This window comes from Streptomyces sp. NPDC029292, from assembly GCF_055569295.1.
The window spans coordinates 319,429-343,286 of record NZ_JBVHXR010000001.1 but is presented as its reverse complement, the minus strand read 5'-3'; the positions used below and the strand labels follow the sequence as shown (position 1 = coordinate 343,286).

The following is a 23,858-nucleotide window of genomic DNA, read 5'->3' as shown; positions in this document are numbered from 1 at the left end:
TCGGGACGTGGCGCAGCTTGGTAGCGCACTTGACTGGGGGTCAAGGGGTCGCAGGTTCAAATCCTGTCGTCCCGACTTTTGAAGTCGCAGGTCAGAGGCTGTATCGGAATCTTCCGATACAGCCTCTTGATCGTTCTTGGGGACCGGTTGGGGTTACTGGAAGCCGTAATTGGGCGCGCGTGGCTGTCGCCGGCGCTCGTCATGCGGAGGAGTCGGATCCTCCGCCACTTCCCACTGCCCCACCCAGCGCTCGCTCAAGCCCCCGCGCCTTATCGGACAGGCGCAGGGTGATGGGTCGTCCGGGAAGCCGAGTTCGGCGAGGCGGTTGTGGAGCAGTGTCAATGCCTGGACAACATCACGTACTTGGAGGTCCGGCGGCTGGTCGTCGGGGTCCTCAGCCGGCTGCCGAGTCTCCCACCAGGAAGCGCGTTCCCGTCACCGACCCCGTTCCCAGTGCGACCCGACCGAGACCGGCTGGGGCACGGCAGTTGAGGGCGGGGCGGAAGCAGGGGTGACATGCAGCTCGTGTTCCAGTCAAGGGCCGCTGCAGCCGGCTACCGTTTCGCCGAGTTTGCGGATGGCCGAGCGTCATCGCACCGGTTCGGCACGCCGGTGCAAGGGGCTCCGGCATCGCGGACACGCGCGGTGGTCACCCGTGCCAGCGGCTCCTGCCCTGCGAGCGGCAAGGACCCTGCCCATCGCCCTCGCCATCGTGGCTTTCGCCCCGGCCGGGTTCTCCAGGGCGCTCAGCCTGTTCGTTCCCTCGTCCCACTGGTGTGGCCGGGGGTCACGCACGGGCGATGAGGTCGTACCGCTCGTCGCTCACCGCCTCGCCCCACAGGAGCGCCGTCTGATTCTGTGAAGCGCCGTAAGGCACAGGAACAGCGCGACTGGTGCCGCCTCTTTCATGGGTGACGCGGCGGGGCCGAACGTTCCAGCGGCCACCACGCAATGTAAAGGAGATCGCGGACAGAGGTGGCACATCGAAATGCCAGAAGGCTGTTGCTGGTGCGGACAGAGCATGGACGAGCGAGGCCCGGATAACGGCTGGTTCGGTGATGGCCAGTGCGCGGCCCGTGTCAGGCGCCACGCTGATCAGCCAGTTGGCGGTGCGACGGCAGAGCTGGCGTACGGACTCGCCTCCGGGCGGCGCGGCATCCGGGTCTGTAAGCCAGGCGGCGTACGTGTAGGGGGCGTCCGAGGCGACTTCGCCGACTGTGTGACCGCGCCACATGCCGTAGTCGAAGTCGCGTAGTGCGGGCTCGAGTGTGGTCTCCAGGCCGAGAGCGTCGGCGGTCTGCGCGCAGCGGGTCGACGGTGCCCGGATGCCCCACGAGTACGGGGGGAGTGTTACGCGGGCGGTGCGTGCCTCACGCAGGCCGCGCTCATTGAGGAGACCGTCACCGAAGACTGCATCCCTGGTGGTGTCCCCGGCTGGCGCGCATATGAATGTCAGGCGGACCGACATCGGCTTACCTCCTTCCTGGCCCGGCATGACGCCGGATGGCGATGGTGTGAGACCGTCGAAAACCGTGGGTGCCGCGGAATCGTCGGTGGAGGTTGTGTCTCCAAAGGTTGTGGTCGTCCACCGCCGGTCAGTTGATCAGGCGGGCGGGTGTGGTGGCGGCGTGCAGCATGTATTCCAGTGGTCCTCGTCGGAAGGCCCGGGTCCAGGCGAGGGCCAGCAGCATGGCAGCCGCGGCGAAACCGACCAGGGCCGGCAGGGCAGCGGAGGCCGGCAGGTCGTCGATGCCCAGGGCCTTGATGGCGATGATGTGGCAGACGTAGGCGGTCAGGGAGACCGAGCCGACCGCGATGACGGGCGCGGCAAGCCGCCGCAGGCGCGCCGACCGGTCCACGGCGATGAGGCAGGCGGCGAGGACCACGAGGCCGACGCCGGTGTTGCCCAGGATCGACCATGTCGTCTGGCTGTGCGGCGCGGCCACCAGCAGCCAGTCCGGGGTACTGGTGGTGGGGTCGCCCACGGCGTCGGACCACCAGGCCGATGCGGCCGACCCGCCATCCGTCGTCGCGCTCACGACGGCCTGCGCGCCCGGGACCAGGTGCAGGGCCAGCCAAGAGCCGCCGTAGCCGAGTACGGCCAGCGCGCCGCCGAGGAGGGCGACCTTGGCGCGTACGCCGGGCAGGGTGAGGTCGAGCCGGGCCACCGCCATTCCGGCGATGACGAAGGAGAGCCAGGTCAGTACCGGGTACTCGCCGGTGATGAACAATTCGACGATCCCGTCCGTACCGCTGATCCGGGCCAGCGGATCGTGGGCGATGACGGCATCGGCCCAGCTTCCGCCCTGGACCGCAGCCCGAAGCAGATACAAGACCTGGGGCAATACGAACGCGGTCGCCGCGGCGATGAGGGCCAGGGCGAGAGCCGGCAGCCGGTACAGCGGAAGAGCGAGGACGAAGACCATTCCATAAGCCGCAAGGATCACGTCGACCTGGGTGTCCAGGGAGGTCAGGGCATATCCCATGGCAATGAGGACGGCGGAGCGGATCAGTACCCTGCCCATGGCCTGCCGCCCCGCGCGCCCGGTCCGCGGCTGCGGCCGACCGGTGAGAAGGACCAGGGTGAACCCGGCAAGCAGAGCAAACAGGGCAGAGGACCGGCCACGTGACACCTCCATCAGCCAGCCCAGCGGGCCGCCCACCGAGGGGTCGGGACCGATGTGGGCTGCGTACATGCCGAAGACCGCCAGGCCGCGGGCCAGGTCGAGGCCGATCAGCCGTCCTGTTGACGACGTACTGAAGGGGGAGGGGCCTGCCCCCGCAGCGGATGCCGCCTCGGATGACGCGGCCTCTGATACGAGGTGCCTCATGTGATCCAGGGTCGGAGACACTGCCAGTCAAAACCATCCGGCAGGTGTCCGGAACCGCCCCCGCCGACTGGCTGGCGCAGCCCCCGCCACCCGGCCGGATTCGGTGTCGGAAGCCCGCAGGGTGCCCCTCGGCGTGGTACGAATCGGACAGTGGTCCGATAGCGAGTGGAGCACGCGTGATCCGGGTATTGGTGGTCGACGACGAGGCCCTGATTCGTACGGGTTTCCAGCACATCCTCGACACGGCGGACGACATCGAGGTCGTGGCGGCGGTTCCCGGCGGCCAGGCGCTTCAGACGACGCAGGAGATACGTCCTGACGTCGTGCTGCTGGACATCCGGATGCCGGACGTCGACGGCCTCACCGTCCTGGCGGGCCTCCGTCGGCTGCCCCACCCTCCGGTGGTGGCCATGCTCACGACGTTCGACATGGACGAATACGTGGCGAGGGCACTTCGCTCGGGCGCCGCCGGCTTCCTGCTCAAGGACACCGACCCCGAGGAGCTGCCGTTCCTGGTGCGGGCCCTGGCCGACGGCGGCACCGTACTGTCGTCCAAGGTCACCCGGACGGTCGTGGACGGCTACCTGAACGCCGGCTCTCAGGAACCCGCTGCCCGCAGCCTCGAGCAGCTCACCGACCGCGAGCGCGCCGTACTCGTCCTCATCGCCGAGGGACTGTCCAACACCGACATCGGCACACGGATGCACCTGAGCACCGGCACGGTCAAGGACCATGTGAGCGCCATCCTCACCAAACTGGAGGTGGACGGCCGCGTCCAGGCCGCCCTGCTCGCCGAACGGGCCGGCCTTCTCACACCGTCGCGGGACCAGGAGCGGGGATGATCCCCCGCCGCCTGCAAGCCCCGCTGCTGGACGCCGCCCTCGTTGGAGCCTCGCTGCTCGATGTCTGGGTCAATGTCCCCATTGACGAGCCGCTACGCCTGGCTTGCGCCCTGGCCGCCGTCTTCTCTCTTCTGTTGCGCCGTCGCCTGCCGCTGCTCACCTTCCTGCTCACCCTGCCCGCCGTCCTGTTCTCCGACGCAGTCTTCGCAGCGCTGGCCGCGCTGTACACACTCGCCTCACTCACCCGCCACCGCACCCTGCTGGCCGTATGCGCCGCGGCGTTCACGATCAGCGACTTCACGTCATGGCCGTCACCGAACTTCGACTTCGCGGCCGCCTCGACCCTCATCACTCTGGGCTACACCGCGGCGACGGCGGCCGCTCCTGTCTTCCTGGGCCAACTCGTCCAGGCCCGACGTGATCTGTCGCTCCGGCTCGCCGAGATCTCCGAGGCACGCGACCACGGTCGGCTGCTGACCGCCGAGACCGTGCTGGCCAAGGAACGCGCGCAGCTCGCCCGGGAGATGCATGACGTGGTCTCGCACCAGGTCAGCCTGATTGCGGTGCGGGCCGGAGCACTCCAGGTCGGCACCCGGGACGCCGAAGTCAAAGAAGCCGCCGCCACCATCCGGCGGCTGAGCGTGCAGACCCTGGACGAACTGCGGTACATGGTCAGCGTCCTGCGCGCCTCCGGGGGCCGCCCCACGGAGCTGACACCGCAGCCGTCCCTGGCCGACCTTGAGCGGCTGGTCACCAACAGCGGCATCGAGGCCGAGCTGCAGGCAGACATGTCTGGCGACCTTCCGCCCACCGTCCAGCGCGCCATCTACCGCACCGTCCAAGAAGCACTGACCAACACACGCAAGCACGCCCCCGGCACCACCGCGACGGTTCGCATCCGCCACGAGGACGGCGCCGTCCGTGCCACGGTCACCAATACCGCACCGACCCGGCCCCCTCTCCCCCTGCCCAGTGCGCACCACGGGCTGGTCGGCCTGCGTCAGCGAGCCGCACTCCTCGGTGGCACCGTCACCTCCGGCCCAACGGCCGACGGCGGCTACGAACTGTGCCTGGAGCTCCCCTTGGAGGGCACGTCGTGACGGGCTGCCGGCCGCCGCCACGACCGAAGCAGCCGAGCAGTCTCTGAGTTCGACACCGTTCAGTCCATCGAAATCCCTCACGGAATGGGTACACCGGACTCGGATGAGGGGCTGCGCGCTCACCGCTCGTTGTGTGCGGTGAGCCACTCGCTGTCGGACCTGACGGGGTCCTGCGGGATCCGGCCCGCGTAGCCCGCGTCCTCCTTGAGTCGTGCGCGGACACTCGTGTGCACATGGGCGCGCCGTGGAAGCCGGCGGCGCCGGTAGGTGAGCAGGGCCCAGACCCAGCCCATCCGGTGCACCTTCCCGAAGGCGTCATCGGATACGAAGGGTCACCTCGCGCGCGTACGCGCCTGGCTTCAGCCGGAGATGCTCTTCGATCGCGCCGTCGGTGATCCACTTGAGGGTGATGGTGGGAAGCCGGGGATCGTCATCGAAGGTCCCGCCGACGTCGGAGTGCACCCCGGCGAACCACACCTGCTCGACCGAGGCGGGCACGGGCCGTTTCTGGTCGCCGGAGGTGACCAGGTACTCGCGGTAGGGGCGGCGCTTCTCGTCGATGGAGAGCGCGTGGCGGACGCGGCCGACGTTGGGGAGCTGACGGGTGTACGGCCACCGCAGGTTCCAGCGCAGGACCCCGGCCGCTTTCACCGAGTCCCAGATTCCGAGGTAGGCGACGGGAATACCCACGCGCCCGGCCACCGCGTTGCTGAAGGCCCCGCGAAATGGTGGAGTTGGTCCCAGTCCTGGCGGGTCCAGTCCTTGTTCTTGGCGTAGACGGACACGGCGTACGGGACGAGGTTCTCCATGCCCGGCCGCATCAGGCCGACCGCTTTGAGCATGCCCATCGGCGACGCGAAGGAGATCGTCTTCAACTATCGTGACCGCGCGACGTAGGGGACGTCACCGCTCTGAAGAACCGCTTCGGCTATACGGTGCCGGCTCCGGAGCACGACGCGGAGGACGGGTTCGTCAGCTTCGAACTATGACCGACACGGTTGCGGGGACATGCCTGGCAGGATGAACCGCGTGACCAGGGGAGTGCGATGGCCAGCGAATCAACCGATTTCACGACCGACATCACCGACGCTGTCGTGGACAGCCTTCGATGCGCGGCCGACCCACGGCTGAGGGAGCTGCTGAGCGCGCTCACCCGCCACCTCCACGACTTCGTCCGCGAGACGGAGCCGACGATGGAGGAATGGGAGCGCGCCATCGGCTTCCTGACGGCGACCGGGCAGAAGTGCACCGACACCCGGCAGGAGTTCATCCTCCTGTCGGACGTGCTCGGCGTCTCGATGCTCGTGGAGACCCTGGGCGGTCACCGTGATCCGGCCGCCACCGAGTCGACCGTCCTGGGTCCCTTCCACATGACCGAGTCGCCGGTGCGTGAACTGGGCGCGACCATCGATCTGGTGGGCAGCGGCGAGCCGTGCGTGGTCGGCGGGCGGGTGCTGTCCCGGGACGGCACCCCGCTGCCGGGCGCGGTCCTCGACGTGTGGCAGGCCGACGCCGAGGGCTACTACGACGTGCAGCGGCCGGACGTCCGGCCTGCCGGCAACGGACGAGGGCTCTTCACGGCGGACGCGGAGGGCCGCTTCTGGTTCCGCAGCTGCGTGCCGAGCCCGTACCCGATCCCCACCGACGGCCCCGTCGGAGAGCTGCTCCGTGCCACGGCCCGGCACCCCTACCGCCCCGCCCACATCCACTTCATCGCCTCGGCCGGGGGACACACCCCCGTCACCACGCACATCTTCGTCGCGGGCAGCGACCATCTCGACTCCGACGCGGTGTTCGCTGTGAAGAAGAGCCTGGTCCAGGACTTCACCGAGACCGACGACCCGTCCCTGGCACGGGAGTTCGGCGTTCCGAACCCCTTCCGGCACGCACGCTTCGACCTCGTACTGGAGCCGGAATGAGCGACCCCTTCGACTTCTCGTACGAGACCCGGCCCGCGCGGGTCGTCTTCCGGCCCGGCGCCTCGGTGTCGGCGACGCCGGGCGAGGTCGCGCGGCTCGGTCTGCGCCGGGTGCTGGTGGTCTGCGGCAGCCGGGGCGAGGCCACCGCCCGGGCGGTCGCGGACGCGCTGGGCGACGCCTGCGCGGGGCTGCACGCCGGGGCCCGTATGCACGTACCCGTCGAGGTCGCCGACCGGGCCGTCGAGGTGGCGCGCGCGGCGGGCGCCGACGGGTGTGTCGCGGTCGGCGGCGGCTCCGCGATCGGCCTCGGCAAGGCCATCGCACTGCGCACCGGCCTGCCGCTGATCGCCGTACCGTCCACCTACTCGGGCTCCGAGATGACCTCCGTCTGGGGCCTGACGGAGCACGGCGCCAAGCGCACCGGACGCGACGCCGCCGTCCAGCCCCGCTGCGTCGTGTACGACCCCGAGCTGACTCTCGCGCTCCCCGTTCCGCTCTCCGTGACGAGCGGCATCAACGCGCTCGCGCACGCCGTGGAAGCACTGTACGCGCCCGACGCCTCGCCCCTGGTGTCGCTCATGGCCGAGGAAGGCGTACGGGCGATGAGCGGAGCCCTTCCCCTGGTGGCCGCCGCGCCCGGCGACCTCGACGCACGCGGCCGTGCCCTGTACGGCGCCTGGCTCTGCGGTTCCTGTCTGGGCGCCACCACCATGGGCCTGCACCACAAACTGTGCCATGTGCTCGGCGGCACCTTCGGACTGCCGCACGCCGAGACACACACGGTGGTCCTGCCGTACGCCATCGCTTACAACGCGACCGCCGCACCCCGGGCCATCGCCGCCCTGTCCCGCGCCCTGGAGACCGATGACGTCCCGCACGCCCTTCGCGCGCTGGCCGTGGGCCTCGGCGCACCCCGTTCCCTCGCCGAACTCGGTCTGAAAGAAGCCGACTTGACGGTCGCCGCCGCCCAGGCCGCCACCGAGGCGTATCCCAACCCCCGCGAGGTGACCGTGAACGGTGTACTCGGCCTGCTGACGGCGGCGTACGAAGGACGGGAACCGCGAGTCGAGGCGGAATGAATCCTGACGGATCATCAATTAGGGCGTGATCGTGGAGAGTTGACCGCCTTTCGGTCGCTCGTGGTGCGCGGCCGTGGCGCACATCACCCTCGGGGAAAGCCGAAATGTGAAGCAGGGCTTCACAGGTTCATGACAGGCTCGCATCTGGTTACCCGCTGGTAATCCCTCGTCACCCCCCACCCCCCTCAGGACTGACCTTGCGTATCCGCAAGCGGCCCTTGCGCGCCGTCATGCCCGCGCTCGCCGCATCCGCACTCCTGCTCGCCACCGGTTGCTCCGCAGCCGCCGACCCGCACGCCTCCTCCGCCGCCGAACACGCCCAGGACGCCGACGCCTCCGCCGCCGCGACCGCCCGGACCGACGACCAGCCGCTCGCCGTCGCCACCGCCCCCGAAGCGGCGGCCACCTCGACCGCCGTGGCGCGGCCGGGTGCGGCGGGCGGCAAGGCCCGCAAGACCGCGCTCAAGGTGACCACGTACGACAGCCGAACCCGACGGGCCGTCATATCGCCTGTGCGTAAAGGGACTTCATCTCCCACACCCACCTCCTCGGGCCCGACCCGGCCGGACGGAACCGCCGTCGGCGACGTCATCGCGAGCGCCGCCGCGCCCGGTGCCCCGGACGGGCTCCTCGCCGAGGTCACCAAGGTGATCGGCGAGACCGGTGACGGCACCGAGGTACAGACCGCACCGACGACGCTGGACACGCTGCTCGGCGACGACGAGGCGAAGGGTTCCGTCGCTGTCGATCCGGCGTCCTTCGACGTCGAACGACTGCTGCCCGACGTGAAGGTCTCCTGGGCGAAGACGGGAGACGTCCACTCCGGACCCGAGGGCACGAAGGTCCCGCTCGGCAGCCTGCGGGTCGATGTCGCGGCGAAGGTCGACACGGCCGAGGGGGCGCCGGCCTCGGCGGCGGCATCCGTGTCCGGGTTCGTCCAGGTCGCACCCGAGGTCGACTTCTCCTACGGCGGCGACTCCGCCGGATCGGGACCGAGCTCGGCGCACCTCGGTGTCTCCGGCGACTGGACCTCGCGGTGGGCGGTCAAGGGGCGCGCCGCCGCCTCCGCCCAGCCCGTGCGTCTGCCGTTCGCGAAGCTGCACGCCGACCCCGTTCTCCAGGTCGGCCCGATTCCCGTCGTCGTGAACCTCGATCTGACCTGCTACTTCCAGATCGGCGCCGACGGCAGCGCCACCGTCGACATCGAGCAGGACCTCAAGGGCGACTTCAAGGCGGGCGGCACCTTCGAACCGGCCAAGGGCTGGACACCGGTCAACGAGTCGCACATGACGAGCACGCCGGTGCGCACCTCCGTCACCACGGCCGGAAGCGTGAAGGCGTCCCTCGGCGCGGAGGCCACCGTCGGGCTGTACGGCACGGTGGGCGTCACCGCCGACCTGGCCCCGTATCTCCGCGGCGAGGCCACGGGCTCGGTCGACGCCACGTCCGGGAACGGCGCCACGGCGAAGACCGGCGTCGGCACGGCCGCTTCCTGGGGTGTCTACGGCGGCGTCGACCTCACCGGCACCCTGCGGATCCAGCTGTCCATCTTCGGTACGCCCGTCTTCCAGCACGCCATCCCCCTGGGCGTGTTGCACCGGGAGTGGAAGCTCGCCGACGGCACGGCGTAGCCGCACGGCTGCCGAGCCCGGTGGCAACCAGGCCACCGGGCTCGGGAGTTCAGTGACGATCACCATCCTTGGCGCCCAACGGGCAACCGCACGCTCCCCATTGGTTGGTCCTTCATCGGTCCGACACCTCCAGACGCTGGCGCTTTCCACGACCGCCCGGAAAGCTGAGCTGGGCATGCCAACACGACCGCCTGGTCTGCCCTGCCCCCACGCCGCGGTCGATCTGGAGGACGCAGTGAAGAGAAGCTCGCGGATCCGTAAGGTCTCGCTCATCCTCGGCAGCGCCGTCGCGCTGGTCGTCGCCTTCCCCGGCAGCGCTCTCGCCGACCCGCCGAAGGCCCTGCCCGCGAACGCGGACGGACTGGAGCAGACGTTCCAACCGGCCTACGACTACGACACGGACGGCTGCTACCCGACTCCCGCCATCGGCCCCGACGGGACCATCAATGGCGGCCTCAATCCCTCCGGGGCCCTCAACGGCCAGTGCCACGACTCCTGGGACCTCGACAACACCAACGGCTACTCGCGCGAGAAGTGCAACAACGGCTGGTGCGCCATCATGTACGGCCTCTACTTCGAGAAGGACCAGGCCGTGGCCGGCAGCGGCCTCGGCGGGCACCGCAACGACTGGGAACACGTCGTGGTGTGGGTGCAGGACAACGAGGCCAAGTACGTGTCCACCTCCGCCCACGGCAACTTCAACATCTACGGCCGCGACCAGATCCGCTGGGACGGGACCCACCCCAAGGTCGTCTACCACAAGGACGGCATCAGCACGCACTGCTTCCGCCCGGCCAACTCCAACGACGAACCGCCGGAGAACGACTACCACACCTGGCAGTTCCCCAGCCTGGTCGGCTGGAACGGCTACCCGGCGGGTCTGCGCGACAAGCTGAGCGCGTACGACTTCGGCAGTGCCGTCTTCGGCCTCAAGGACGGCAACTTCAACTACCACCTCGAGAAGGCCAAGCCGGCCGGCATCGCGTTCGACCCCAACGCCTGACCGGCGGACCGGGGTGGGTGGCCCGCGAGCCGCCACCCACCCCCGGCTACTCGCCGAGCAGTTGTTCCTGTCGGCCGGGCGGCGTTCCCTCGTGCCAGGGCACCACCTCCCCGAAGCGGACGAGTTCGCCGTACGTCGCCGGGTCGACCTTCTCGGAGAGCGCGAGGTCGAGCACGGCGACCGCGGCCCGCGCCGGGGTCTGCGCCCCGCTGAAGTCGGAGAACCACGGCCGGGACAGCGGTGTGTCCACGAGCCCGGGGCAGACCGCCGCGACCAGGGTTTGTGGGCCAGGTCGGTGGCGTGGCGCTCGGTCGCCACCGCCCGCACCGCGGCGACTTGGGCCACCTTGGACGGCACATTGATCCAGCGCGGCCAGCCGAGCTCCTCCGACGTGCCGTCGTGGATGGCCGCGCGCCAGGACTCGACGGCCTCCTCGACCTCCTCGAGTGAGGCGCCGTCGAAGAGCGGCTGAAGCCGAGGTTCGAGATGACCGAGCGTGCCCAGGGAACTGGCCACGACGATCAGCCGTCCCCCAGGGCGCAGCAGCGGGCCGAACGACCGCAGTACCGCGTGCGCGCCCCCGTTGGCGACATCGATGAATTCATCGGCCTGCTCGGCCTGCGACCGGTCGGGGGTGAGCATCGCGCTCGCGTTGGACACCACGATGTCCACCCCGCCGTACTGCCCGCCGAGTTCGGCGGCCAGCCGGTCCACGGCCGCCGCGTCGGTGACGTCGAGTACCCGGCCCTCCACCCGACTCCTGGTGCCGGAGTCCTGGGTGACGCGTGAGACGGCGTCCGCGACCCGCTGGGCGTTGCGGCCCGTGAGCAGGACCAGGTCGCCGGGCTCCGTCCGGGCGGCGAGCCCCTCGACGAGCGCGAGTCCGAGGCCCTGGTTGGCGCCGGTGACGAGAGCGATGCGTTGAACTGTCATGCCCTCCACGCTAGGAACACCTTGGCCATGCGTCCAACGAAAGTTGCTCACCTCTGGTATGCGTAAATGTCATGGACTTCACGGATGTCTCTCTGGTGGCGCTCCGCGTCTTCCGCGAGGTGGCCGAGCGGGGCACGCTCACCTCGGCGGCCACGGCGCTGGGCTACACCCAGTCCGCGGTGTCCCGGCAGATCGCCTCCCTCGAACGGGCGGCCCACGCACCGCTGTTGGAGCGGCGCCGGGACGGGGTACGGCTGACCGCCGCCGGGCATGTCGTGCTGCGCCGGGCCGTCACGGTGCTCGACCAGATCGACGCCACGGCGCGCGAACTCGCCGGGCTGCCCGCCGAGGCCGGGACGGTGCGCCTGGGCTGGTTCGCCAGCGCCGGCGCCCTCCTGCTGCCCCGGGCCATCGCCGCACTGCGCCGGAGCCACCCCGCGATCACGGTCAGCACCCGGGAGGGCAGCACACCCGCCCTGGTCCGCGCGCTGCGGGCCGGCACCCTGGATCTGGCGCTCCTCGCCTCGATGCCGCCCTTCCGCCCCTTCGACACCGAGTCGCCCCCGCTGACCCTGCGGACGCTCAGCGAACGCAGCCTGTGCCTCGCGGTGCCCGCCACCCATCCGCTCGCCGCGAGCGACTCCGTCGGCATCGCCGACCTGCGCGGACAGCGCTGGATTGCCGGACCCTCGGCCGGCGAGGAGAAGCTGATGGGCGTCTGGCCCGGCCTGGACGAGCGCCCCGAGATCGCGCACACCGCCCGTGACTGGCTCGCCAAGCTGCACCTCGTCGCCGCCGGCTGCGGCCTGACCACCGTCCCCGCCGCCCTTGTCCCCGCCGCACCCCCCGGCGTACGGATCCTGTCGGTGCACGGCGGCCCCCAGGAACAGCGCCGCCTCGTCCTGGCCCGCCTCCCGCACCCTCTGCCGGAGCCCGCCGCCCGCCTGGCCGACGCGCTCCGCACCGTGGCCGCCGACTTGAGCACGTCGGTGTGACCACTTCCGCCGAACGCCGGGACGGTGACCGCGCGTGCGAGGCCATCCACCCGCGTGCGGTAGGGTTTACCTGCACGATCACGCGGGTCACCGCGGTGAGACGCATCGGGACGTGGCGCAGCTTGGTAGCGCACTTGACTGGGGGTCAAGGGGTCGCAGGTTCAAATCCTGTCGTCCCGACGGTGCGAAGGGTCTTCGCGGGCGAGAGCCTGCGGGGGCCCTTTTTGTATGGGGCGGTTCCGGTCTTCGGGGTTGAGCATGCCGTTCATAGGCGCCTTTACTCGGAGGCCGGCGAAGACGCCGTTGCCGGATGTACAGCCCCGTCACCGGCCTTGGCAGCCCGCTCGCACCCCCCATGCGCGTCACGCCGGCCGACGGCGGCGTGGTGGGAACCTGCGTCCTCGGCATCGCCCACGAAGGCCGCCCGGCTACGGACACGGAGGCATGAGCGCCATGCTCCTGGACGAGCTGATGGGGTGGGCCTGCGCCGCCGGGACGCCCGGGATGACCATCTCCCTCCAGATGCGCTACCACCGTCCCGTTCCCCTGCGGACACCCCTGCGCGTGTACGCCCAGGTCACGGGAGCCGAGGACCGCAAGATATCCGTGACCGGCTCCATCGCCACCGAAGAGGACCTCTCCACGGTGCTGGTGGCAGCGGACGGCGTCTTCGTCGCACCGGACCCCGACCGCGCCCGCGCGCTGTTCCCCAGCCTGCGGGGCACTTGACACCGGGCGTGGGCCGATCACGGCTGGGCCGGCCTGCGCCGGGAGACCGCCCAGACCGCGCGCGGTCTGGGCGGGATCGGCCTGGGATGTGGCGACCCATGCTCATCATGGCGCAGGCCTCGCCCGACCGTCTGGTGGCGGATCTCGCGGTGGTCCATCTCGGGGTGATCTCGTGCACCGTCTACCAGACGCCCAGCCCCGACCAGATCGTCCACATCGCCCGGCACGGCGGTGCGGGAGTGATCGTGCTCGGAGGTGTCGAGGAAGAGAAGCAGGCCGAGGTGCCGGACGAACACCAGATACAGCACGCGCAACTTCAAGCCGCCCGAGCCGGCCGTGATCGCCACATCCGGCGAAGTGCTGTTGACAGGCCGCACGCGACTCTCGGAACCACACCTGTCCGGCAGGGATCGCGCATGTGTGCGGCGTGATGATGGCTGAGAAAACGCTTGGACTCCGCGGGCGGCGTCGCGGGACACTGCGATTCCTGGCCTGCCCGTACTCGCACGTCGGCGTCGCCGCGAGAGGCGCGGGGGCTCCACCGTCGTGCCCCGCCTGTCGGAGGACGACGAGAGCGAGGGCACTGACTCGAACCGAAGCTGCGCACGGTCATTGAGGCAACGGCATCTCCCAGGAGAAGCACGTGGCGGGCTGCCGAACGACAACACGGGGTGGGGATGGGATTGCATGAATCGCGCGAGGTTCTGCCGGGCAAGGGCTCGGTGTTCCTCGCACTTCGTTATTACGGACGGGAGTTAGCCCGGCTCCGGCGGCTGACGGCGCCCGCGATGCTGCTGCCGGCGCTGGGCAACATCGGCATCAACTACATCGCGCCGCTGGTCGTCGCGAAGCTCGTCGGCCGAATCGCCGGGGATGCCGGGATCACCATCGGGTCGACGCTGCCGTACGTCCTCGGCTTCGCCGGCGTCCTGCTGCTCGCGGAGGTGCTGTGGCGCATCGGCCTGCACTTCCTGAACCGCCTTGCCGCCCTCGGCGTCGAGCACCTGTACGTGATCGGCCTGGACGAGTTGTTCGCCAAGGACGCCGCGTTCTTCCACGACAACTTCGCCGGGGCGCTGACCAAACGGGTCCTGAGCTTCGCCTCCCGCTTCGAGGACTGCGTCGACACGCTGACGTTCCAGGTCGTGGGCAGTCTCGTGCCGCTGGTGTTCGGGTCGGTGGTGCTGTGGCGCTACGAACCGCTGCTCGTTGTCGGGCTCTTGGCGATGATCGCGCTGACGGCGCTGTGTGTGATGCCCCTCATCCGTCGCCGTCAGGCGCTCGTCGGCCAGCGCGAGGAGGCCATCGCGCGGGTGTCGGGCCACGTCGCCGACAGCCTGATGAACATGGACACGGTCCGGGCGTTCGCGGCCGAGGAACGCGAGGCCGCCGAGCACCGCTCCCGCGTCGCGGAGTCGCGGCGGCTCTCGCTGAGGTCGTGGGACTACGGCAACCTGCGCATCGACACGCTCGTCGCGCCGATGTCGGTGCTGACCAACGCGCTTGGCCTGCTGCTCGCGGTCGGGCTCGTCGGGGGCGGGCACGGCGTCGAGGCGGTCGTGGTCGCGTTCACGTACTACACCAACGCGACACGGATCATGTTCGACTTCAATCAGATCTATCGCCGCCTGGAGAGGTCGATGACGGAGGCCGCGCAGTTCACCGAACTGCTGCTGAAGCCGCCGACCGTGCTCGACCCGGCGTCGCCGGAGCCGCTGCTGTCCCGGGCCGCCGACGTCCGCTTCGAGCAGGTGACCTTCGCGCACGCGGGCGCGGAGCCGCTCTTCGAGGGCCTCGACCTGGCTGTGCCCAGCGGGACGAAGATCGGTCTCGTCGGCCGGTCCGGCGGGGGCAAGACCACGCTCAGCCGGCTGCTGCTGCGGATGACGGACATCGACACCGGCCGGATCCTGATCGGGGGTCAGGACATCAGCATGCTGCGCCAGGCAGACCTGCGCAGCCAGATCGCCTACGTGCCGCAGGACCCGGCGATGTTCCACCGCACGCTGAGGGACAACATCGCGTTCGCCCGGCCGGACGCCACCGACGCCGAGATCCGCCGCGCGGCCGAGGCGGCGCACGTCACGGAGTTCGCCGACGCGCTGACGGACGGCTTCGACACCATGGTGGGCGAGCGCGGTGTCAAGCTGTCCGGCGGACAGCGCCAGCGGGTCGCCCTCGCCAGGGCGATCCTGCGCGACGCGCCGATCCTGCTGCTCGACGAGGCGACCAGCGCCCTGGACTCCGAGAGCGAGATCCTCGTCCAGGAGGCGCTCTGGCGGCTGATGGAGGGGCGGACAGCGCTCGTGGTGGCGCACCGACTGAGCACGGTCGCCACCATGGACCAGCTCGTCGTCCTCGACCGTGGACGGATCGTCGAGCAGGGCACGCACCAGGAGCTGCTCGCGTCGGAGGGCGCCTACGCGAAGCTGTGGCAGCACCAGTCGGGCGGCTTCCTCGAGGACAGCCCCGCGCGGGCCGACCTGCACTGATCGAGGACCTGGCCTGCAAGAGGCGGCCGCCAGGGGTGAGTTCGGGCGCCCATCGCTCAACGGCCGCACGGACAGGCGAACCTCGCCTGCGGGACGCGATCCGCCATGGCGGGCCGCGTTCGGCAGGCGAGGTGTCTCCTAGGCGCGGAGCCTCAGGGTTCTCAGGGTGAGACCTCCTCCAGCGGCTTGTTCGAGGTCTCCTCGGCGAACAGGGCGGCCACCGTCGCACCGGCCAGGGCCACAATGCCCAGGAGGGTGAAGGCGCTGGTGAGGTCGCTGCCGCCCGCGTACACCGCGCCGACGGCTATCGGGCCGAGGATGATGCCGAGCCGGTTGACGGCACCTCCGGCGCTGCAGCCGATGGCGCGCATGCGGGTCGGGTACAGCTCGGGCGTGTAGATGTACAGGCTGATGTTGGCGGCGAAGAAGAACACCGCCGACAGTGAGGTCCACAGCAGCACCTGGGTCGCGCTGTGGCCGCCCAGCGCGGCGAGGACGATCAGCATGGCGGCCGAGGCTCCGAGGCCGAACGCGATGACCTTTCGGCGGCCGAGTCGGTCGATGGTGAACGCGGCGACCGCGCAGCCGACGAGTCCGGCGACCGACGTCACGGTGGAGTAGCGCAGGGCTTCACCGAGGGTGAGCCGGTACTCGCTCTTGTAGATCGTGGGCAGCCAGCTGGTGATGCCGTAGTTCACGAAGTATCCGCAGAACCACAGCGTCCAGATGACCTGGGTACGGCGCAGATAGCGGCCGGTGAACAGGCCCGTGAAGCCGCTCGCGGTCTGCTCCTGCGTGGTGCCGGCCCGGAGCGCGTCGTTCGCCGCGGCGGTGACCGGGGCCGCGGTGACCGGAGGAAGGGGCCGGCCGGTGGCGCGTTCGACCTTGCCCTCGATGCTCGTCATGATGCGTTCGGCCTCGTCGAGGCGGCCCTGGGCGGCAAGCCAGCGCGGCGACTCGGGCACCGTACGCAGCACCAGGACGGACAGGAGGCCCGGCAGCGCGGCGACGGCGTACATCCAGCGCCAGCCGGCGGTGGGGACGAGCCAGGCCGCGACCAGGGCGCCGATGGTGAGACCCGCCGGGAAGACGAGCTCGTAGAGCAGGACGAAGCGGCCTCGGTTGAAGCTGCGGGTGATCTCGGCGATGAAGGCGGCGGCGACGGGGACCTCGCCACCGATGGCCAGGCCCTGGACCAGCCGTACGGCCATGAACTGCCCGCTCGACTGGGTGGCCGCCAGCGCGAGGCCGGTCAGTCCGGTCACGGCGATGCAGACCGCGATCACCTTGACCCTGCCGAACCGGTCGGCGGCGCGGCCCGAGAGGAGGGCGCCGATCAGCATGCCGATGGAGCCGACGGTGAGGACGAGGGTGCCGTCGGCCTTGGTCAGGCCCCATTCCTGACTGAGCGCGGGGAGCATGTAGGCGATCAGCAGCTGGTCGAAGGCCTCGAAGAAGGTGACCATGCCGATCACCACGCGGACCGTGACGTGCCAGCGTGAGAGCGGGAGCCGCTCGAATCGGGCGGCGATCGCCGCGGGGGCTTGCAGCGTCGGTGAAGCGTTGGTGCTCATCCAGGTTCCTCCTGCTCCGTGAAGGATACGGAGCCGTTCAGGGCGCATGGGGGTACGAGGCCACGGGCCGTGAGGGGACGGGGTGCTGCCGCCGTGCGGGGACGGGCGCTGCCGAAGGGGTGGCAGGCGGCGTGTGTGGCGGCGGGCGGGTCGAGCGGAAGCCGATTGTGTAAGGGCTTGGCTTCTTAGGGCTGAAGTTTTACTCCTGGCGGGCGCCGGGCTCAAGGGGGCGAGAGAACTTTCTTCACCTGGGGGCTTGCCGGGAAAATACTTAAGCACTTAGATTTCAAGCGCCAAGACGCCCTTGATGACCGGGGATCTTGACCTGTCCTGAGGAGGCCTCCGCATGTCCACGCATGAGCCGATCGATGTCGTCGACGGCCCCGCCGCCGTCCCCGCGCTGCCGGGCGACGAGGTGCTGGTCGGGGGTCGCTGGATCCGCGGTTCCGGACCCCTCACGGAGGTCACCGATCCCGCGACAGGACGCCTGCTGACCCGTATCCACGCCGCGTCCCCGGCGGATGTCGACGCCGCGGCCGAGGCCGGTGCCCGTGCGGCGGCCGATCCCCAGTGGCGGGACCTCGCGCCCCACCTGAAGGCCCGCCGGCTGCACCGCGTCGCGGAGCTCATCGAGCGCGACGCGGCGAAGCTGTCCGCGATCCAGACCGCCGACACCGGCAAGACGCGGACGGAGACCGGGGCACTGGTGGCCAGCGCCGCCGGCACCTTCCGCTACGCGGCCGCGCTCCTGGAGACCGGCGAGGACGCGCTCACCCCCTCGCGCGGCGCCTATCTGACCTTGAGCACGCACGAGCCGATCGGCGTCGTCGGTGCCATCGCGCCGTGGAACTCTCCGATCGCCAGCGACGCCCAGAAGCTCGCCCCGGCGCTGGCCGCGGGCAACGCCGTACTGCTCAAGCCGGCCGACTGGACCCCGCTCACCTCGCTCGCGCTCGGCCGCCTCATCACCGAGTCCGGGCTGCCGCGAGGACTTGTCTCGGTGCTGCCGGGGCGGGGGAGTGTGGTGGGGGACGCGATCGTCCGCCACCCGCTGGTCGGCAAGGTGAGCTTCACCGGCGGCACCACCACCGGGCGGGCACTCGCGCACACCGCCGCCGACAAGCTGATGCCACTCTCGCTGGAGCTCGGTGGAAAGTCGCCGACCATCGTCTTCGCGGACGCCGACCTCGAGCAGGCCCTGGCCGGCGTGATGTTCGGGGTGTTCTCCTCCAGCGGCCAGAGCTGCATCGCCGGATCCCGGCTGTTCATCGCACGGGAACGGTACGAGGAGTTCCTCGGCGAACTCGTCACGCGGACCCGCGCCCTGCGCGTCGGGCCGGGTACCGACCCGAGCACGCAGGTGGCGCCCCTCGTGCACCACCGGCATCGTGACGCGGTCGCGCAGTACGTGGACCTGGCGCGTCAGGAGGGCGCCCGGGTGCGGTGCGGCGGGGCCGTACCGCAGGGGGAGGAGTACGCCGACGGCGCGTACTACCTGCCCACCGTCCTCGACGGTCTGAAGAACTCCGCACGCGTCTGCCAGGAGGAGATCTTCGGCCCCGTCCTGGTCGCCCTGCCCTTCGACGACGAGGACGACCTGGTCGCGCAGGCCAACGACAGCGCGTACGGCCTGGCCTGCGGCATCTGGACGAAGGACCTGGCGCGCGCCTGGCGGGTCGCCCGGCGCATCGAGGCCGGGACCGTCTGGATCAACACCTACAAGCAGTTCAGTTCCGCCACCCCCTTCAGCGGGTGGAAGGACAGCGGGCTCGGCACCGAGAAGGGCCGCGACTGGCTGCGCGGCTACCAGCGGCAGAAGTCCGTCTACGTGGGCACCGACCCGGCGCCGCTGCCCTGGGCGCGGTGACCAGCCCCCCCGCCCGTCCCCCCGTACCACTCGCACCAACAGGAGGCTCCAGGTGAACCATCCACCCATCGCCCGGCTGCGCAAGCTGCGCGCGGTCGAGCTGTGTGTGCCCACCCTGACCGAGTCCGCCGACTTCTACGCCGAGGTCTGGGGCCTGGAGGTCGTCGACGCCGAGCAGGACGCCCGCTGGCTGCGTGGCACCGGCGACGAACACCACGTACTGAGCCTGACCCGCGCCGAACGCAACGGCCTCGGCAGGATCAGCTTCGCGGTCGGCACGCCCGCCGAGATCGACGAGGCGGCACGGCGGCTGACCGCCCGCGGCATCGTCCCGGTGTACGGTCCCGGGCCGCTGGACCAGATCGGCGGCGGCTACGGGGTGCGCTTCACCGACCCCGAGGGGCGGCTGATCGAGCTCAGCGCCCACGTCGAGGCCGTCGCCCCGCGCGGCCTGGACGGCGCCGTCCCCATCGGTGTCACCCACACCGTGCTCAACACCGCCGACATCGACGCCTCGGTCGCCTTCTACCGCGACGTGCTCGGCATGCGCGTCTCCGACTGGTCCGAGCACCAGATGGCGTTCCTGCGCTGCAACACCGACCACCACTGCATCGCCTTCAACCAGGCCGCATGGGCGTCCCTCAACCATGTCGCGTACGAGATGACCTCGGTCGACCACTTCATGCGAGGCCTGGGACGGCTGCGCCACCACGGCATCACCCCGAAGTGGGGACCGGGCCGGCACGGACCGGGCAACAACACCTTCTCCTACTTCACCGACCCGGCCGGTCTGGTCTGCGAGTACACCTCCGAGGTCGCGCAGATCGTCGAGGACGCCTGGATCGCGAAGGTGTGGCGGCGGGTGCCCGAGCTGGCGGACCTGTGGGGGACCGCAGGTCCGCCGTCGGAGGAGATCCGCCGCCACATGGCCGGTGCCCCGGATCCAGGGCCGCTCGCCACCGCCGATTCCGCGACGTCCGAAGGAGGGGTGGCGGCATGACCGTCGTACAGCAGACGCCGCATTCCGCGCCCGACCGGGTGCGCGCCGCCCGGCGTGTGGGCATCGTCGGCTGGGGAGCCATCGGCCGGGTCGTCGGCACGGCCGTCGCCCAAGGTGCCGTACCGGGTGCCGAGCTGGTCTGTGTCATCGACAACCGGCCGCTGACCGGCGCCCCCGCGCCCCAGGCGTCCATCGAGGACGCGCTCACGTCCTGCGACCTGATCGTCGAGGCCGCGGGCCAGGGCTTCATCCGCGGGTGGGGCGCGCGGATCCTGGGCTCCGGCACCGATCTGCTGGTCGCCTCGACCGGTGCGCTGACGGACCGGACGCTCCACGCGGAGCTGACCGACGCCGCCCCGGGGCGGGTCTACTTCACCGGCGGAGCCGTCGGCGGCCTCGACCTGCTGCAGGCGGTCCGGGGCCTGGGCGAGCTGCACGACGTACGCCTGACCACCACCAAACTGCCGTCCACCCTCGAACAGCCGTGGATGAGCGCCGAGTTGCTGGAGAGTATGCGTACCGCGACCGGGCCCGTCGAGGTCATGCGCGGCACCGCACGCGACGTCCCGGTGAAGTTCCCGCGCTCCACCAACGTCGCGATGTCCGTGGCGCTGGCCGTCGGTGACCTGGACAAGGTCGCGGTGCGCGTCGTCGCCGACCCCGGTGCGGTGCTGACCCGGCACGTCATCGAGGCCGAGGGTGCGCACGGCAACTACCGCTTCGAGGTCAACCACGCGCCTGACCCGGGCAACCCGGCCACCAGCCAGGTGGTCCCGCACGCGGTGCTGCGCAGCCTGGGCGCCCTCTGCGGCCGGTCGGGGCAGATCCTGTGAGCCGCGCCATCCATGTCGAAGAGGCCGGTACGACGGGCCCGTTGGTGCTGTGCCTGCACGGCATCGGGTCGTCCTCGCGGTCCTTCGCCGGTCAGCTGAGCGAGCTGTCGCGGGTGGCGCGGGTCGTCGCCTGGGACGCGCCCGGCTATGGCCGGTCCGCCGACCCCGAAGGCCCGCTGGACCTGGACGGATACGCGGACGCCGCGGCCTCACTGATCCGGGAACGGGGCATCGGGGCCCATGTCGTCGGCGTGTCCTGGGGCGGTGTCATCGCGCTGCGACTGGCCGCCCGGCATCCCGGCCTGGTCGAGAGCCTGGTCGTCGCCGACGCCAGCCGAGGGTCGGCGACAGCGCCGCAGAAGGCCGCCGCGATGCGTGAACGGGCCACCCAGCTCAAAGAGTTGGGGGCCCGGAAGTTCGCCGCCGAACGCGGGCCGCGGCTGGTCTCCGCCGACGCGCCGGACGCGCTCGTGGCGAGCGTCGTGGAGAACATGGCCGCGGCGATCCGATTGCCCGGCTACGGATACGCCGCCGAGTCCATGGCCGTCACCGACCTCGGCCCGGAACTGCCTGGCATCGGCATCCCGACGCTCGTGCTGTGCGGCGAGCACGACCGGATCACCGGCATCGAGGAGAGCCAGGTCATCGCGGGCACGCTGCCGCGCGGCGCCTTCGTGATCCTCGCGGACGCCGGCCACCTGGCCAACCAGGAGCAGCCGGCCGCCTTCAACGACTGGGTGCGGGCCCATCTCCGTATCACCGCACTCATCCCCGAACACGCATAACCCCTCACCGGAACAAGGAGATTCGCATGCCCATCGACACCACCGACTACACGTCCGGCGACCTCGCCGAGTTCACCGACGCGATCATCGCCACCCAGGCCTCCCGCGAGCCGGACTGGGACACCCTCGGCTTCCAGGCCAAGGCCGGTGACCAGTTCCGTCGCGCCCAGATCCGTTACGTCGGCTCCGGTGCGACCGGCGACCACGAGCACGACAACCGGATCCTGCCCTCCGGCGGCTTCACCTTCTCCAACATGCTGCTGCCCCCGGGCGCCGAGGGCCCCGAGCACACCCACCACGACGCCGAGGAGGCCTTCTTCGTCCTGGAGGGCCAGGTTCGGGTCGGCGTCCACCGTGGCGACGAGGTCGAGTACCGCACGCTCGGCTACCGGGACATGATCGTCGTCCCGGCGGGTGTGGCGCGCTCCCTGAAGAACGAGGGCGACACGGATGCGCTGTTCTGCGTGGTCATCGGCACCCGCAAGCCGCAGGTCCCGACCTACCCGGAGACGTCGGCGATGCACGGTGTCACCCGCGACTGACAGCCGCTCTCCCGTGGGGGAGCCGTACCGCGGCTCCCCCACGGGAGCGCACCGCCCCTGCCACGACCCCTTGCCGATGGAGGTACAGATGAACCGCACCGCACGCAACGTGGTGATCACCGGCGCGGGACGCGGACTCGGACTCGCCACCGCCCGGCGCGCCGGCCGCGACGGATTCCGCGTCGTCGTCGCCGAACTGGACGCCGAGCGCGGCGAGAAGGCCGCCGCGGAACTCCGGGCGGAGGGCGTGGACGCCCGGTTCGTACGGTGCGACGTCGCGTCCCCGGAGTCCGTCCGGGCGATGGCGGCGGAGATCGACGGACCCGTCCACGGCCTGGTCAACAACGCCGGGCTCGCGGACGCCGTCGGCGGCAAGAACTTCCACGACATCGACGTCGAGGACTGGGACCGCATCATGGCGGTCAACGCCCGCGGACCCTGGCTGGTGGCACGAGCCCTCCTCCCGCGGCTCATCGAGAGCGGCAGCGGCCGGATCATCAACCTGGCCTCCGACGCCGCGCTCTACGGCTCGCCCCGGCTGGCCCACTACATCGCCTCCAAGGGCGCCGTCATCGCCCTCACCCGGGCCATGGCGCGTGAGGTCGGCGACCAGGGCGTGACCGTCAACGCCGTTGCCCCCGGGCTCACCGAGGGCGATTCCGCGGAGCGGATCCCCGCCGAACGGCACGAGCTCTACCGGCTCAATCGGGCCATCTCACGCCCGCAGCGGCCGGACGACCTGGTCGGGCTGATCGCGTTCCTGCTCGGCGACGAGTCCCGCTACATCACCGGCCAGCTCTTCGCCGTCAACGGCGGCTTCACCATGCACTGACCGCACGGGCGAGGCGGCGTACGGCCCGTACCGCCACCCCTGCGACCACCCTCACAACGTACGGAGAACACCATGGACCTCGGCTTCGCCGGACGCACTGTGCTGGTCACGGGCGGCAGTTCGGGCGTCGGCCTCGCGACCGCGGGCACGCTGCTCGACGAGGGAGCGAACGTGGCCATCTGCGGTCGCGACGCGGGACGGCTGGCCAAGGCCGCCGACGAACTGGGCCACCCGGGCCGACTGCACGTCGGTGTGTGCGATGTCCGCGATCCCGGGGCGGTCCAGGATCTGGTCGACGCGACCGCGGAGCGCTTCGGCGGGCTCGACGGGCTGGTCAACAACGCCGGGCAGTCCCGTATGAAGCGGTACGCCGCCTGCACCAGGGACGACTGGCGCGACGAGCTGGAGCTGAAGTTCGACGGCGTACTCAACCCGCTTCAGGCGGCCCTGCCCCTGCTGCGTGCCTCCGCCACCGCGGCCGTCGTGAACGTCAACGCCGTACTGGCCAAGGAACCCTCGCCCCGGCTCGTCACCACCAGCGCCGCCCGCGCCGGCATCCTCAACCTCTCCAAGTCGCTGTCCATGGAGCTCGCCGCGGACGGCATCCGCGTCAACTCCGTATGCCTGGGCCTCATCGACACCGGGCAGTGGGAGCGGCGCCACGCCGCGACCGCCGGCGACCGGAGCTACGACGCGTGGCAGGCCGAACTCGCCGTCGACCGCGGTATCTCGCTCGGCCGCCTCGGCCACGCCGAAGAGGTCGCGTACGCCATCACCACCCTGCTCTCGCCGCGTGCCTCCTACATCACCGGCACCACCCTCGACGTCTGCGGCGGCATCAGCCGCGCCCTCGCCTAAATCGCCCAAGGAG

Annotated in this window: 22 protein-coding genes, 2 tRNA genes and 1 pseudogene; 19 read left to right on the top strand and 6 right to left on the bottom strand. The window is 70.7% G+C overall.

The annotated features are described in order from the left end of the window. Nucleotide 1 precedes the first annotated feature (1 nt). A tRNA-Pro gene (locus tag ACZ4WS_RS01625) sits at nucleotides 2–75 on the top strand. Between the two features lie 712 nt (nucleotides 76–787). Here ACZ4WS_RS01625 and ACZ4WS_RS01620 read toward each other — a convergent pair. Next, nucleotides 788–1,468, bottom strand: coding sequence for a histidine phosphatase family protein (locus ACZ4WS_RS01620; protein ID WP_467976172.1), 681 nt, complete (start codon nucleotides 1,466–1,468; stop codon nucleotides 788–790). 127 nt (nucleotides 1,469–1,595) lie between these two features. Continuing rightward, nucleotides 1,596–2,831, bottom strand: a complete 1,236-nt coding sequence (locus ACZ4WS_RS01615; protein WP_467976170.1) for a DUF418 domain-containing protein — start codon at nucleotides 2,829–2,831, stop codon at nucleotides 1,596–1,598. Between the two features lie 176 nt (nucleotides 2,832–3,007). Here ACZ4WS_RS01615 and ACZ4WS_RS01610 point away from each other — a divergent pair, with 176 nt between their 5' ends. Both ACZ4WS_RS01610 and ACZ4WS_RS01605 read left to right on the top strand, forming a co-directional pair. Beyond that, on the top strand, nucleotides 3,008–3,673 hold the full coding sequence (locus ACZ4WS_RS01610; RefSeq protein WP_467976169.1) for a response regulator: 666 nt from the start codon (nucleotides 3,008–3,010) through the stop codon (nucleotides 3,671–3,673). Beyond that, the gene (locus tag ACZ4WS_RS01605) at nucleotides 3,670–4,773 is read left to right on the top strand and encodes a sensor histidine kinase (RefSeq protein WP_467976168.1); all 1,104 of its coding nucleotides are present in this window, start codon (nucleotides 3,670–3,672) and stop codon (nucleotides 4,771–4,773) included. The genes ACZ4WS_RS01610 and ACZ4WS_RS01605 overlap by 4 nt, the downstream gene beginning before the upstream one ends. Before the next feature lie 119 nt (nucleotides 4,774–4,892). Here the strand turns inward: ACZ4WS_RS01605 and ACZ4WS_RS01600 are convergent, their stop codons facing one another. Both ACZ4WS_RS01600 and ACZ4WS_RS01595 read right to left on the bottom strand, forming a co-directional pair. Beyond that, nucleotides 4,893–5,066, bottom strand: coding sequence for a hypothetical protein (locus ACZ4WS_RS01600; RefSeq protein WP_467976166.1), 174 nt, complete (start codon nucleotides 5,064–5,066; stop codon nucleotides 4,893–4,895). A 22-nt stretch (nucleotides 5,067–5,088) separates the two neighbouring features. Beyond that, on the bottom strand, nucleotides 5,089–5,463 hold the full coding sequence (locus ACZ4WS_RS01595; protein WP_467976164.1) for a phospholipase effector Tle1 domain-containing protein: 375 nt from the start codon (nucleotides 5,461–5,463) through the stop codon (nucleotides 5,089–5,091). 356 nt (nucleotides 5,464–5,819) lie between these two features. Here ACZ4WS_RS01595 and ACZ4WS_RS01590 point away from each other — a divergent pair, with 356 nt between their 5' ends. The 4 genes from ACZ4WS_RS01590 to ACZ4WS_RS01575 all read left to right on the top strand — a co-directional run bounded on the left by ACZ4WS_RS01590 (nucleotide 5,820) and on the right by ACZ4WS_RS01575 (nucleotide 10,405). Continuing rightward, nucleotides 5,820–6,692: a dioxygenase family protein gene (locus ACZ4WS_RS01590; RefSeq protein WP_467976162.1), complete on the top strand. Its 873-nt coding sequence runs from the start codon at nucleotides 5,820–5,822 to the stop codon at nucleotides 6,690–6,692. Continuing rightward, on the top strand, nucleotides 6,689–7,771 hold the full coding sequence (locus ACZ4WS_RS01585) for a maleylacetate reductase (RefSeq protein WP_467976161.1): 1,083 nt from the start codon (nucleotides 6,689–6,691) through the stop codon (nucleotides 7,769–7,771). Before ACZ4WS_RS01590 ends, ACZ4WS_RS01585 begins: the two co-directional genes overlap by 4 nt. A gap of 203 nt (nucleotides 7,772–7,974) precedes the next feature. Next, nucleotides 7,975–9,402 (top strand): hypothetical protein, encoded by a 1,428-nt coding sequence (locus ACZ4WS_RS01580; protein ID WP_467977128.1) that lies wholly within the window; start codon nucleotides 7,975–7,977, stop codon nucleotides 9,400–9,402. A 235-nt stretch (nucleotides 9,403–9,637) separates the two neighbouring features. Next, nucleotides 9,638–10,405 carry an NPP1 family protein gene (locus ACZ4WS_RS01575; protein WP_467976159.1) on the top strand — a complete coding sequence of 256 codons (768 nt, stop codon included), beginning with the start codon at nucleotides 9,638–9,640 and terminating at the stop codon, nucleotides 10,403–10,405. Nucleotides 10,406–10,451: 46 nt separating this feature from the next. Here ACZ4WS_RS01575 and ACZ4WS_RS01570 read toward each other — a convergent pair. Further along, nucleotides 10,452–11,338: pseudogene (locus tag ACZ4WS_RS01570) on the bottom strand (SDR family NAD(P)-dependent oxidoreductase). A 71-nt stretch (nucleotides 11,339–11,409) separates the two neighbouring features. Between ACZ4WS_RS01570 and ACZ4WS_RS01565 the strand changes: the two are divergent. The 5 genes from ACZ4WS_RS01565 to ACZ4WS_RS01545 all read left to right on the top strand — a co-directional run bounded on the left by ACZ4WS_RS01565 (nucleotide 11,410) and on the right by ACZ4WS_RS01545 (nucleotide 15,554). Further along, nucleotides 11,410–12,333, top strand: coding sequence for a LysR family transcriptional regulator (locus tag ACZ4WS_RS01565; protein WP_467976158.1), 924 nt, complete (start codon nucleotides 11,410–11,412; stop codon nucleotides 12,331–12,333). 106 nt (nucleotides 12,334–12,439) lie between these two features. After that, a tRNA-Pro gene (locus tag ACZ4WS_RS01560) sits at nucleotides 12,440–12,513 on the top strand. Between the two features lie 264 nt (nucleotides 12,514–12,777). Continuing rightward, the gene (locus tag ACZ4WS_RS01555) at nucleotides 12,778–13,062 is read left to right on the top strand and encodes a PaaI family thioesterase (RefSeq protein WP_467976157.1); all 285 of its coding nucleotides are present in this window, start codon (nucleotides 12,778–12,780) and stop codon (nucleotides 13,060–13,062) included. A gap of 98 nt (nucleotides 13,063–13,160) precedes the next feature. Next, nucleotides 13,161–13,493, top strand: a complete 333-nt coding sequence (locus ACZ4WS_RS01550; RefSeq protein WP_467976155.1) for a hypothetical protein — start codon at nucleotides 13,161–13,163, stop codon at nucleotides 13,491–13,493. A 246-nt stretch (nucleotides 13,494–13,739) separates the two neighbouring features. After that, nucleotides 13,740–15,554, top strand: a complete 1,815-nt coding sequence (locus ACZ4WS_RS01545; RefSeq protein ID WP_467976153.1) for an ABC transporter ATP-binding protein — start codon at nucleotides 13,740–13,742, stop codon at nucleotides 15,552–15,554. A gap of 161 nt (nucleotides 15,555–15,715) precedes the next feature. Here ACZ4WS_RS01545 and ACZ4WS_RS01540 read toward each other — a convergent pair whose 3' ends face one another. After that, the gene (locus tag ACZ4WS_RS01540) at nucleotides 15,716–17,128 is read right to left on the bottom strand and encodes an MFS transporter (RefSeq protein WP_467976151.1); all 1,413 of its coding nucleotides are present in this window, start codon (nucleotides 17,126–17,128) and stop codon (nucleotides 15,716–15,718) included. A gap of 346 nt (nucleotides 17,129–17,474) precedes the next feature. On the opposite strand from ACZ4WS_RS01540, the gene ACZ4WS_RS01535 reads away from it, so the two are divergent. The 7 genes from ACZ4WS_RS01535 to ACZ4WS_RS01505 all read left to right on the top strand — a co-directional run bounded on the left by ACZ4WS_RS01535 (nucleotide 17,475) and on the right by ACZ4WS_RS01505 (nucleotide 23,845). After that, nucleotides 17,475–18,995 (top strand): aldehyde dehydrogenase, encoded by a 1,521-nt coding sequence (locus tag ACZ4WS_RS01535; RefSeq protein WP_467976150.1) that lies wholly within the window; start codon nucleotides 17,475–17,477, stop codon nucleotides 18,993–18,995. Between the two features lie 52 nt (nucleotides 18,996–19,047). After that, a complete protein-coding gene (locus ACZ4WS_RS01530; RefSeq protein ID WP_467976148.1) occupies nucleotides 19,048–19,995 on the top strand; it encodes a VOC family protein in 948 nt (315 codons plus the stop codon). Continuing rightward, nucleotides 19,992–20,828, top strand: a complete 837-nt coding sequence (locus ACZ4WS_RS01525) for an aspartate dehydrogenase domain-containing protein (RefSeq protein WP_467976147.1) — start codon at nucleotides 19,992–19,994, stop codon at nucleotides 20,826–20,828. The genes ACZ4WS_RS01530 and ACZ4WS_RS01525 overlap by 4 nt, the downstream gene beginning before the upstream one ends. Beyond that, the gene (locus ACZ4WS_RS01520) at nucleotides 20,825–21,613 is read left to right on the top strand and encodes an alpha/beta fold hydrolase (protein WP_467976145.1); all 789 of its coding nucleotides are present in this window, start codon (nucleotides 20,825–20,827) and stop codon (nucleotides 21,611–21,613) included. Before ACZ4WS_RS01525 ends, ACZ4WS_RS01520 begins: the two co-directional genes overlap by 4 nt. A gap of 26 nt (nucleotides 21,614–21,639) precedes the next feature. Next, nucleotides 21,640–22,155, top strand: coding sequence for a cupin domain-containing protein (locus ACZ4WS_RS01515; protein ID WP_467976143.1), 516 nt, complete (start codon nucleotides 21,640–21,642; stop codon nucleotides 22,153–22,155). Nucleotides 22,156–22,243: 88 nt separating this feature from the next. Further along, nucleotides 22,244–22,987 (top strand): 3-oxoacyl-ACP reductase family protein, encoded by a 744-nt coding sequence (locus ACZ4WS_RS01510; RefSeq protein WP_467976141.1) that lies wholly within the window; start codon nucleotides 22,244–22,246, stop codon nucleotides 22,985–22,987. A 72-nt stretch (nucleotides 22,988–23,059) separates the two neighbouring features. Then, nucleotides 23,060–23,845, top strand: coding sequence for an SDR family oxidoreductase (locus tag ACZ4WS_RS01505; protein WP_467976139.1), 786 nt, complete (start codon nucleotides 23,060–23,062; stop codon nucleotides 23,843–23,845). Nucleotides 23,846–23,858 lie beyond the last annotated feature (13 nt).

Coding starts and splice junctions, on each gene's coding strand:
- ACZ4WS_RS01620 (WP_467976172.1), bottom strand. CDS start 1,468: ATGTCGGTCCGCCTGACATTCATATGCGCGCCAGCCGGGGACACCACC.
- ACZ4WS_RS01615 (WP_467976170.1), bottom strand. CDS start 2,831: ATGAGGCACCTCGTATCAGAGGCCGCGTCATCCGAGGCGGCATCCGCT.
- ACZ4WS_RS01605 (WP_467976168.1), top strand. CDS start 3,670: ATGATCCCCCGCCGCCTGCAAGCCCCGCTGCTGGACGCCGCCCTCGTT.
- ACZ4WS_RS01600 (WP_467976166.1), bottom strand. CDS start 5,066: ATGGGCTGGGTCTGGGCCCTGCTCACCTACCGGCGCCGCCGGCTTCCA.
- ACZ4WS_RS01590 (WP_467976162.1), top strand. CDS start 5,820: ATGGCCAGCGAATCAACCGATTTCACGACCGACATCACCGACGCTGTC.
- ACZ4WS_RS01585 (WP_467976161.1), top strand. CDS start 6,689: ATGAGCGACCCCTTCGACTTCTCGTACGAGACCCGGCCCGCGCGGGTC.
- ACZ4WS_RS01565 (WP_467976158.1), top strand. CDS start 11,410: ATGGACTTCACGGATGTCTCTCTGGTGGCGCTCCGCGTCTTCCGCGAG.
- ACZ4WS_RS01555 (WP_467976157.1), top strand. CDS start 12,778: ATGAGCGCCATGCTCCTGGACGAGCTGATGGGGTGGGCCTGCGCCGCC.
- ACZ4WS_RS01550 (WP_467976155.1), top strand. CDS start 13,161: ATGCTCATCATGGCGCAGGCCTCGCCCGACCGTCTGGTGGCGGATCTC.
- ACZ4WS_RS01545 (WP_467976153.1), top strand. CDS start 13,740: ATGGGATTGCATGAATCGCGCGAGGTTCTGCCGGGCAAGGGCTCGGTG.
- ACZ4WS_RS01540 (WP_467976151.1), bottom strand. CDS start 17,128: ATGAGCACCAACGCTTCACCGACGCTGCAAGCCCCCGCGGCGATCGCC.
- ACZ4WS_RS01535 (WP_467976150.1), top strand. CDS start 17,475: ATGTCCACGCATGAGCCGATCGATGTCGTCGACGGCCCCGCCGCCGTC.
- ACZ4WS_RS01525 (WP_467976147.1), top strand. CDS start 19,992: ATGACCGTCGTACAGCAGACGCCGCATTCCGCGCCCGACCGGGTGCGC.
- ACZ4WS_RS01515 (WP_467976143.1), top strand. CDS start 21,640: ATGCCCATCGACACCACCGACTACACGTCCGGCGACCTCGCCGAGTTC.
- ACZ4WS_RS01510 (WP_467976141.1), top strand. CDS start 22,244: ATGAACCGCACCGCACGCAACGTGGTGATCACCGGCGCGGGACGCGGA.
- ACZ4WS_RS01505 (WP_467976139.1), top strand. CDS start 23,060: ATGGACCTCGGCTTCGCCGGACGCACTGTGCTGGTCACGGGCGGCAGT.